Annotated in this window: 11 protein-coding genes; 8 read left to right on the forward strand and 3 right to left on the reverse strand. The window is 70.8% G+C overall.

All coding sequences use genetic code 11. The features are described 5' to 3' along the window. The first annotated feature begins 179 nt into the window (after nucleotides 1-179). The 4 genes from E1267_RS17915 to E1267_RS17930 are packed head-to-tail and all read left to right on the forward strand — an operon-like array spanning nucleotide 180 to nucleotide 3,161. Nucleotides 180-1,124 carry a metal ABC transporter substrate-binding protein gene (locus E1267_RS17915; protein WP_165959662.1) on the forward strand — a complete coding sequence of 315 codons (945 nt, stop codon included), beginning with the start codon at nucleotides 180-182 and terminating at the stop codon, nucleotides 1,122-1,124. Then, nucleotides 1,121-1,903, forward strand: a complete 783-nt coding sequence (locus E1267_RS17920) for a metal ABC transporter ATP-binding protein (protein WP_132333714.1) — start codon at nucleotides 1,121-1,123, stop codon at nucleotides 1,901-1,903. Before E1267_RS17915 ends, E1267_RS17920 begins: the two co-directional genes overlap by 4 nt. Beyond that, entirely contained in the window at nucleotides 1,903-2,775 is an 873-nt protein-coding gene (locus E1267_RS17925) for a metal ABC transporter permease (protein ID WP_132333725.1), read from the forward strand. The genes E1267_RS17920 and E1267_RS17925 overlap by 1 nt, the downstream gene beginning before the upstream one ends. Then, nucleotides 2,772-3,161 (forward strand): Fur family transcriptional regulator, encoded by a 390-nt coding sequence (locus E1267_RS17930; RefSeq protein ID WP_132333715.1) that lies wholly within the window; start codon nucleotides 2,772-2,774, stop codon nucleotides 3,159-3,161. The genes E1267_RS17925 and E1267_RS17930 overlap by 4 nt, the downstream gene beginning before the upstream one ends. On the opposite strand, the gene E1267_RS17935 is transcribed toward E1267_RS17930, so the two are convergent. Further along, nucleotides 3,101-3,994, reverse strand: a complete 894-nt coding sequence (locus E1267_RS17935; protein ID WP_132333726.1) for a DMT family transporter — start codon at nucleotides 3,992-3,994, stop codon at nucleotides 3,101-3,103. The two genes, E1267_RS17930 and E1267_RS17935, sit on opposite strands and share 61 nt — an antisense overlap. 116 nt (nucleotides 3,995-4,110) lie before the next feature. On the opposite strand from E1267_RS17935, the gene E1267_RS17940 reads away from it, so the two are divergent. Next, nucleotides 4,111-4,638: a CGNR zinc finger domain-containing protein gene (locus E1267_RS17940; protein ID WP_342774839.1), complete on the forward strand. Its 528-nt coding sequence runs from the start codon at nucleotides 4,111-4,113 to the stop codon at nucleotides 4,636-4,638. A 4-nt stretch (nucleotides 4,639-4,642) separates the two neighbouring features. Here E1267_RS17940 and E1267_RS17945 read toward each other — a convergent pair whose 3' ends face one another. Together E1267_RS17945 and recO are read right to left on the reverse strand one after the other, a co-directional pair. Then, complete coding sequence (locus tag E1267_RS17945) at nucleotides 4,643-5,416, reverse strand: isoprenyl transferase (protein ID WP_132333716.1); 774 nt, start codon at nucleotides 5,414-5,416, stop codon at nucleotides 4,643-4,645. Further along, a complete protein-coding gene (gene recO / locus E1267_RS17950; protein WP_132333717.1) occupies nucleotides 5,413-6,147 on the reverse strand; it encodes a DNA repair protein RecO in 735 nt (244 codons plus the stop codon). The genes E1267_RS17945 and recO overlap by 4 nt, the downstream gene beginning before the upstream one ends. A 150-nt stretch (nucleotides 6,148-6,297) precedes the next feature. Between recO and E1267_RS47265 the strand changes: the two genes are divergently transcribed. The 3 genes from E1267_RS47265 to E1267_RS17965 form a co-directional block, all read left to right on the forward strand. Further along, on the forward strand, nucleotides 6,298-7,866 hold the full coding sequence (locus tag E1267_RS47265) for a CDP-alcohol phosphatidyltransferase family protein (RefSeq protein ID WP_132333718.1): 1,569 nt from the start codon (nucleotides 6,298-6,300) through the stop codon (nucleotides 7,864-7,866). Next, the gene (locus tag E1267_RS47270) at nucleotides 7,863-8,582 is read left to right on the forward strand and encodes a DUF5941 domain-containing protein (RefSeq protein ID WP_132333719.1); all 720 of its coding nucleotides are present in this window, start codon (nucleotides 7,863-7,865) and stop codon (nucleotides 8,580-8,582) included. The genes E1267_RS47265 and E1267_RS47270 overlap by 4 nt, the downstream gene beginning before the upstream one ends. A gap of 237 nt (nucleotides 8,583-8,819) precedes the next feature. After that, nucleotides 8,820-9,140 (forward strand): hypothetical protein (locus tag E1267_RS17965; protein ID WP_132333720.1); only part of this gene is annotated, 321 nt, incomplete at its 3' end.

Consider the following 9,140-nt stretch of genomic DNA (forward strand, 5'->3'; position numbering starts at 1 on the left):
CACCGGCAACGGCTCTGCCGGCGCACGACCACCGGGGCGACCGCGGGATGCCGAGCGGCGTGCCCGGGCCCCCAGCCGCCGTCCGGCATCCTGTCTTCCTGGCCTGGAACGCTCCCGCCGCCGCGTCACCCTGCGCGGAGATTTTGACAATCATTTTCATTCTGCAGCATAATGGGTGCATGATTTCAGGATTTTCCCGGTCTTGTGCTGCACGCCTGCTGGCGGGAGCCGCGCTGGTCACCACCACCGCCGCGTGCGGCGCCGGCTCCGCCATCACAGAGGCGGAGGGCGGCAGGCCCGAGGTGGTCGCCGCCTTCTACCCGCTCCAGTGGCTGACCGAGCAGGTCGGGGGATCCGACGTGCAGGTGACGAGCCTGACCGCGCCCGGCGTCGAGCCCCACGATCTGGAGCTGGGCATCCAGCAGGTCACCGCGGTCAGGAACGCCGCGCTCACCGTCTACGTCAAGGGTGTGCAGCCGGCCGTGGACGACGCCGTGGAGCCCGACACGAGCTTCGACGCCGCGACCGCCGTCAAGACGATCCCGGCGGCCGGCGGGCACGCGGAGGAGCACGGGCACGCCGAGGAAGGCGCCGAGGAGCACGAGCACGAGGTCGCCTACGACCCGCATCTGTGGCTCGACCCGTCCCGCCTGGCCACCGTCGCCACGAAGCTGGGCGAGCGGCTGGCCGCCGCCGACGCCCCGCGCGCCAAGGCCTACCAGGACCGCGCCGCGAAGACGGCCGCCGCGCTCGGCACACTCGACCAGGAGCTCGCCCAGGGCCTCGGCACATGCAAGACGAGGACGCTGGTCACCGCGCACGAGGCGTTCGGATATCTGGCGGATCGTTACAAGCTCAAGCAGGTCGGCATCACGCTCGACCCCGAGACCGAGCCGTCGCCCACCCGCATCTCCGAGGTGGCCAAGCTCGCCAAGGCCGAGGGCGTGACCACGATCTTCACCGAGACCCTGGTCAGCCCGAAGGTGGCCGAGGTGCTCGCGAGCCAGGTCGGCGCGAGGACGGCCGTGCTCGACCCGCTGGAGAGCAAGCCCTCGGGCGATTACATGTCGGCCATGCGCGATAACCTCAGAACCCTACAAACAGCACTGGGGTGTACGGCATGAGCGAAACGGCCTTCGCGATGACCGGCGGCCGGGTCTCCTTCGAGGGCAAACCCGTCCTCCAGGGGATCGACCTGACCGTCCGTCCCGGGGAGGTCGTCGCCCTGCTGGGCGCCAACGGCTCGGGCAAGTCCACGCTGGTCCGCGCGCTGCTCGGCCTCACGCCGCTGTCCGGCGGCTCGACCCTGGTGTACGGCTCGCCGCCCGCCAGGTTCCGCGAGTGGTGGCGCATCGGCTACGTGCCGCAGCGGCTCCACGTGGGCGGCGGCGTGCCCGCCAGCGTGCGCGAGGTCGTGGCCTCCGGCCGGATCGCCAGGCAGAGCAGGTTCCGCAGGACCAGCGTGGTGGACAGGGCCGCCGTGGCGAGCGCGCTGGAGGCCGTCAGGCTGGCCGACCGCGAAGGTGATCCCGTCCAGTCGTTGTCCGGGGGCCAGCAGCAACGGGTGCTCATCGCCCGCGCGCTGGCCGGGGAGCCGGACACGTACGTGATGGACGAGCCGACCGCGGGCGTGGACGCCGAGACGCAGAAACTGCTCGCCGACACCCTGGCCGCGCTGGTGCTGGACGGCAAGACCGTGGTGCTGGTCGCGCACGAGCTGGGCCCGCTGGAGCCGATCATCACGCGCGGCGTCGTGATCCGCGAGGGCCAGGTCGTGCACGACGGCAGGCCGCCGCGTCCCGAGGGCGACTGCGCCCGGCCGGGGCACGAGCACCAGCACCCGCACGCGCCCGTCGAACCGGGCGCGGGACCGCTCACGGGGTGGCAGGGAGACCCACGGTGATCATCGAGTTGCTTCAGGAGGAGCTGTTCCAGCTCGCGCTGATCGCGGCGCTGCTGGTGGGGCTCTGCGCGCCCGCGGTCGGCACGTTCATCGTGCAGCGCAGGTTGTCGCTGCTCGGCGACGGCATCGGGCACGTGGCGCTGACCGGCGTGGCGCTCGGTTTCCTCACCGGCACCGCTCCCGTGCTGACCGCGGTGATCGTGTCCGTGCTCGGCGCCGTGGCCATCGAGCTGGTCAGGGCGCGCGGCCGCACCAGCGGCGACGTGGCGCTGGCGCTGCTGTTCTACGGCGGGATCGCGGGCGGCGTCATGCTCATGGGCATCGCGCCCGGCGGCAGCACCACCAAGCTCAACTCCTACCTGTTCGGCGCCATCGCCAGCGTCACCCCCGGGGACATCTGGGTCATCGCCGCGCTGGCCGCCGCGGTGATCGCGGTCGTGGTGATCTTCGGCAGGGAGTTGTTCGTGCTCTGCCAGGACGAGGAGATGGCCAGGGCCAGCGGCCTGCCGGTGCGTTTCCTCAGCCTGCTGATCGCGGTCACGGCGGCGCTCACCGTCGTCATCGCCATGCGCGTGGTCGGCCTCCTGCTGGTCAGCGCGCTGATGGTGATCCCGGTGGCCACCAGCCAGCAGTTGACGCGGGGCTTCCGCACGACGATGCTGCTGGCCATGGTGTTCGGGGTGCTCGCCTCCGTGGGCGGTCTGCTGGCCTCCACCTACTCGGCCAAGGTCCCGCCGGGGGCCGCGATCGTGCTTCTTGCGCTCGCCGGCTTCGTCCTGGCCCTCGGGGTCGGTAGATTCGTACGGCGAGGCCGTACCCAGGAGTCACCATTGAGCGAGCGACCAAAGCTGCGCGTCGAGGAGGTCGCATGACGACGAGACGCGATGCCGTGCACGACACCCTGCGCAGGAGCGAGGGTTTCCGCAGCGCGCAGGACGTCTATGCCGAGATGCGCCTGCACGGCGCCAAGATCGGCCTGACCACGGTCTACCGCGCTCTGCAGGCGCTGGCCGACGGCGGCCAGGTCGACGTGCTGCGCACCGACGAGGGCGAGTCGGTCTACCGCGCCTGCGCGAGCGACACCCACCACCACCACCTGGTGTGCCGCCGCTGCGGCCGCACCGTGGAGGTCGACGGGCCCGCGGTCGAGCGCTGGGCCGAGACGGTCGGCAGCGAGCACGGGTTCACCGAGATCACTCACACGGTCGAGGTCTTCGGCACCTGCTCGTCCTGCTCGGCCCCGGCCAGGACGGGCTGAGCCCGGCGAGAGCCGTAGAGCACGCCGAGCACGATGATCGCGCAGCCCGTGAGCTGCAACACCGACGGGCGCTCCCCGAGCGCCAGCGCGGAGATGCCCACGGTCGTCATGGGCTGGATCAGCAGCAGCAGCGCGGTGAGCGCGGCGGGCTGGCGCGGCAGCGAATACGTGATCAGCGACCATCCGAGCACCTGCGGTCCCAGCGCGAGCAGCAGCAGCCAGCCGTGCGCCGGCCAGTCCGGAGTGAAGTCCGCGCCGCCGAACACGGGGCTGAGCAGCGCGATCGTCGCGGCGGTCACCACGGTGGCGTGCGCCAGCGGGCCCGCGCCTCGATCCGGCCCCGCCTTCATCAGCAGCAGGAACACCGCGTACGACAACGACGTGGCGACCCCCGCGAGCACCCCCATCATGGGGTCGCTGCCGTAGGCCGCGCTGTCGAACACCCCGGAGATCAGCACCACGCCGCCGAACACGACCGGCGTCCCTACCATCAGCCGCGTGGACGGCCGCTCCCCGAACACCGCCCAGGCGGCGAACGCCACGATGAACACCTGCAGGTTGCCCAGCACGGTGGCCAGCCCCGCGCCGACGTACTCGATGGCGTGGTGCCAGAACAGCAGGTCGAGCGCGAACACCGCGCCCGCCGAATAGGCCGTCAGGAGCGCCTTGCGCGGCATCGGGCCTAAGCGGCGCCGCTCCAGCCAGGCCAGCACGAGCATCGGCGGCACGGCGTACGCGCATCGGAAGAACGCGGAGGTCGCGGGTGACACGTCGGCCATGCGGACCATGGGGCCAGAGGTGGAGATGATGAGCGCCCCGGCGATCGCGACCATGACGATACGCCGATGTGCACTCACGGAAACCCCCGATGCCCCGTGCAGGAGATACGCTGCGACAACGCTAGAACCCGGCGCGTACAGGAGTCAACATGCCGTTTGGCCATGACATGGTGCATTCGTTGGCCACCGTTGTCGAGCTGGTCAACACCTCGCCCTCCACCGGCGGCGACGAGGGCCTGGCCGGCCTGGCCGAACTGCAGGCGTTCGTTGAGTCCCGCGAGATCAGCGGCGTGGGCCGGCTCACGGTCCGCGACCTGGGGCAGGTGCGGATGGTGCGGGAGGCGTTCCACCGCGTCTTCACCGCCACCGACCAGCCGAGCGCCGTCCGCCTCCTCAACGCCCTGCTGTCGGAGACGCGCATCACGCCCAGGCTCACCGAGCACGACGGGCATCCGCTGCACGTGCACTATTTCGCCGCCGACGCGAAGCTGGCGGAGCACGTGGCGGCCGACTGCGGGGTGGCGCTGGCCCACCTGCTGGTCGAGGGCGAGGCCGAGCGCCTGCGCACGTGCGCGGCGCCCGACTGCGACCGGGTGTTCGTCGACGAGTCCCGCAACCGCTCGCGCGTCTACTGCGACAGCCGCACGTGCGGCAACCGCATGCACGTCGCCGCCTACCGCGCCCGCCGCCGGGCCTGAGCCGCTAGACCTGGTTGGGCATGGCCCCGCCATAGCGGCGGTCGCGCTTGGCGTAGATCTCGCACGCCTCCCACAAGTCTCTGCGATCGAAGTCGGGCCAGAGCCGGTCGAGGAACACCATCTCGGCGTAGGCCGACTGCCACAGCAGGAAGTTGGAGAAGCGCTGCTCTCCCGACGACCGTACGAACAGGTCGACCTCGGGAATCCCCGGCTCGTCGAGATAGCGGGCGAACACCTTCTCGTTGACCTTGGACGGCCTGACCCGCCCGGCCGCGATGTCCTGGGCCATCCGCACCGCCGCGTCGACGATCTCGGCCTGCCCGCCGTAGTTGACGCAGAACTGCAGCGTCAGCGTACGGTTGTCGACGGTCATCTCCTCGGCCGTCTGCAGCTCGGAGATGACGCTCTTCCACAACCGCCCCGGCCGGCCGGCCCAGCGCACGCGCACGCCCATGGCGTTGAGCTCGTCGCGGCGCCGCCGGATCACGTCGCGGTTGAAGCCCATGAGGAAACGCACCTCGTCGGGAGAGCGCTTCCAGTTCTCCGTCGAGAACGCGTAGGCGCTCAGATAGGGGATGCCCAGCTCCAGAGCCCCCTCGATGACGTCGAACAGCGATGACTCGCCTGCCTTGTGCCCCTCGGTGCGCGGCAGCCCCCGCGCCTTGGCCCAGCGGCCGTTTCCGTCCATGACGATGGCGACGTGCCGGGGCACCAGCTCGCGCGGGATCGGCGGCGGCGTCGCGCCTGACGGATGCGGGGACGGTGGTCGGACGTTCACGCGGGCTCCCTTTCGACGTGTCGGAGAGAGCGTATGCCGTGTTCGAGGTGCCACTGCAGATAGGCGGCGACCAGACCGCTGCACTCGCTGCGATGGCGCGACTCCGACACGTCGGCCGCCGCCCAGTCGCCCCGCAGCAGCGCCGCCATGAGCCCGATCGTCTCTCCCGCGGGCACGGCCGACCCGGACGGTTTGCACGCCCCGCACACCACGCCGCCCGCGACGATGGCGAACGCCCTGATCGCCGGGGCCCGGCACTTGGCGCACGCGTCGAGCGCGGGGGCGTAGCCCGCCACGGCCAGGGAGCGCAGAAAATAGGCGTCCAGCACCAGCCTGGCCTCGTGGTCCCGGTCGGCGAGCGTGCGCAGCCCGCCCACCAGCAGCAGGAACTGCCGCAGCGCCGGCTCCTTCTCCCCGTGCGTCAGCCGGTCGGCGGTCTCCAGCATCGCGGTGCCCGCGGTGTAGCGGGGATAGTCGGCGGCCAGCGCCTCCCCATAGGGTCTCAGCGTCTCCGCCTGGGTGACGACGTCGAGGGTGCGCCCGGTGTGCAGCTGCAGGTCGACGTGCGTGAACGGCTCAAGCCTCGCCCCGAAACGCGATGTCGTGCGGCGCACGCCCTTGGCCACCGCGCGTACCTTGCCGGTGCGCTTGGCCAGGATGGTGACGATGCGATCGGCCTCACCGAGTTTCTGTGTACGCAGGACCACGCCTTCGTCACGGTAGAGACTCACTCGGACATCTTACGGCCACTCTCGGTACCGACGGGCGAACGTTACGGGCATGCTCTGTTGACGCAACTTTGCGTAACCCTCACTAGACTTTGACGCCTGTCCCCGCATCACCCGTTGTTCAACCCCCCGCAACCGCCTCGAAAGGGAGACATGACCCGCGTGGTCCTGCTGGGCGCCTCGCCCGGCCCCGAAACCTCTCCGACCGGCCTGAGGCTGGCCGCGCTAGCCGGCAACCCGACTGTGGCCGAGCGACTACGCAGCCAGGTCACCTCCATGGATCCGCGGCCCGCCACCATCGAGTCAGGCGATGTGGCCGCCGCCCTGCGAGCCCTGGCCGATGTCGCAGCATCAGCAACGGAAAACCTCTTCATCATCCCCACCAACTCCGTCGTCCACGACGAGCTGATCTACCAGATCACCAAGTCCAAGCGCGGTGCGCTGGCGCTCGTCGCGAAGGAGCCGCGCTACGGGATCTCCGAGGAGGCGCAGGAGGACACCGGTCAGGAGGACAACGGTCCTGAAGACGGCGACGACGAGCCCGCCCAGGAGGGGCGCGTCCCGATCTCGGAGGCCGAGCCCGAGATCGGCTACGAGCGCCTCGAAGGCCTGCCCGTCCGCGCCCGCATCGGCAAGTCCTCACGTGTGGTCTCGGTGGGCACCGCCTACCACGCCGTCACCAGGCCCAACGCGGCCCTGCTCGGCCCGCTGCACGTGAGCGCGCGCAACGCCCCCGTGCTGGCGCAGACCTGCCGCGAGCTGGCCGAGATCGCCCACCGTTTCGGCGATGACGACGACCTGGTGCAGCTCATTGTGTTCGGGCTCGTGCGCAACGGCGTGTCGGTCGGCATCCGCGGCCGCCGCGACCTGTTCTACCGCCGGGTCACCACCCAGGAGGAGGTGAACGAAGCGGGCGCCGAGATGACCGGCATGAACGAAGACCGCTCCAGGCTCAACAACGCGGTCAAGGGCGCCGACGGCTTCTTCACCACCTACTTCGTCTCCACCTACTCCCGCTTCATCGCCCGCTGGGCGGCCAGGCGCGGGTGGACACCCAACCAGGTCACGCTGATCTCGATCGCGCTCGGCGTGGCAGCGGCCGCCTGCTTCGCGACGGGCGATCGCCCGTGGATGGTGGCGGGCGGCATCCTGATCTACTTCGCGTTCGTCTTCGACTGCGTCGACGGCCAGGTGGCCCGCTACGCCCGCAAGTTCGGCGTGCTGGGGGCGTGGCTGGACGCCACGTTCGACCGGTTCAAGGAATACGTGGTCTTCGCCGGCCTGGCCATCGGCTGGGTCGTCTCCGGCAACAGCGAGGACATCTGGATCCTGGCGCTGGCCGCGATCGGCCTGCAGTCGGTGCGCCACCTGCTCGACTTCTCCTTCGGCATCTCCAACCGCCGCAAGCCCCCGGCCAAGCTGCCCACCCTGGCGCTCGACGTGCCTGACGACCGCGACCTGCGCGAGGCGCTGACGCGGCGCAAGGTCGAGCGCAACCAGGGCGTGCGGGGCGTGCTCAAGATGTGGAGCAAGGCGGGCAAGCACCGCGCCGTCCACTGGGCGCGCAAGATGATCGTGTTCCCCATCGGCGAGCGGTTCGCGGCCATCGCGATCACCGCCGCCCTCTTCGACGCCCGGATCACCTTCCTCACCCTGGTGATCTGGGGCTCCGTCGCCGCCATCTACACCCTCACCGGACGCCTCATGAGGTCGCTCGTATGATCACCCAACCGCAGGCCATGGCCACTCCCACGCCGGACCCCGACGAGGAACGCCGCCGCACCCAGACCGCCCGCCTGCTCGCCTACCGCGACGACGGACCACTAACCCACGCGCTGGCCGGCAAGCTCGGCAAGGGCCTGCCGCCCGTCCCAGCCACGCTCGTCGCCCTGCTGGCGATCGTCGGCCTCATCGTCGCCGGCGTGCTGGAGCCGGGCCCGATCCTGCTCCTGCCCGTGGCGATCATGCTGCTGCTGGTGCTGCCCACCGCGCCGCGCGACCACCTGGGCCGCTTCGACTGGCTCACCCCGCCGCTGTTGCGCGGCACCGAGTTCCTCACCATGATCGCCGTCGGTCTCGTGGCCGACGCGCCGAGGTGGCTGCTGTTCGTGCTGGTGTACGTCGTGGGCTACCACACCTACGACACCGTCTACCGCACCCGGCAGAGCATCTGGCCGCCCGCCTGGGTGTTCTACGCGGGGCTCGGATGGGAGCTTCGGCTGCTCATCATCGGCGCCGGGGCCGCGCTGGAAGCGCTGACCCCGGTGCTGGCGGTGCTGACGGCCTACCTGTTCGTGTTGTTCGCGGTGGAGAGCGTGACGAGCTGGGTCCGCCTCGACAAGGCCTCCGCCGCGGGCGCCGACGCCGAGCAGGACCTCGAAGCCTCTCCGGAAGAGGCTATGGAGCAGGCGCAGGCCAACGGCGAGGCCAAAGGCTGACCGGGTCACCGCCGCGGCACCGGCCCCGCTCGGTGCCGCAGCGTCCCCCCGCGCTCCAGACAGTGGCCCGGGATGCGCTTGCCTTGTCTCAAAGGCCGGTCTCCAGGGCCTGTCTCAAGGCCACACCGGCGCAGAACCACCCGTGCGAGCCGCCATCACCCGGAAATGAGCACTTAGTCTGGGGGCCAGGGACACTCGGGCCGGGTTCCGGTCCGGCCGGAGCCAGGAGAGACGCGGATGGCGTTCTTGTCACGGCTGTTCAGGCGGGGCGATCCGCTGGCCGAGCGTGAAGAGGCACGCCGGCAGGGGATGCGGGACGCCCGGCGGCATCCGCTGGGCGAGTTCACCGATCCGGAGTTCCAGCCCGCGTACGTGACGGAGATCCGTGCCCGGGCCCGTGAGCAGATCACCGAGGTCGACCGGCGGCTGGCCGCCACCCGGACGGCGCTGACGGAACGCGCGCTCGGCGAGCGGGAGATCATCCTGCGGGAGCTCGGCAGGAGCGACACCCTGCCCCAGCCGTCCCCGAACGGCCACACCTCCGAGCCCCACCCGGGC

This window comes from Nonomuraea longispora, from assembly GCF_004348345.1.
In the GTDB taxonomy this organism is placed as follows: domain Bacteria; phylum Actinomycetota; class Actinomycetes; order Streptosporangiales; family Streptosporangiaceae; genus Nonomuraea; species Nonomuraea longispora.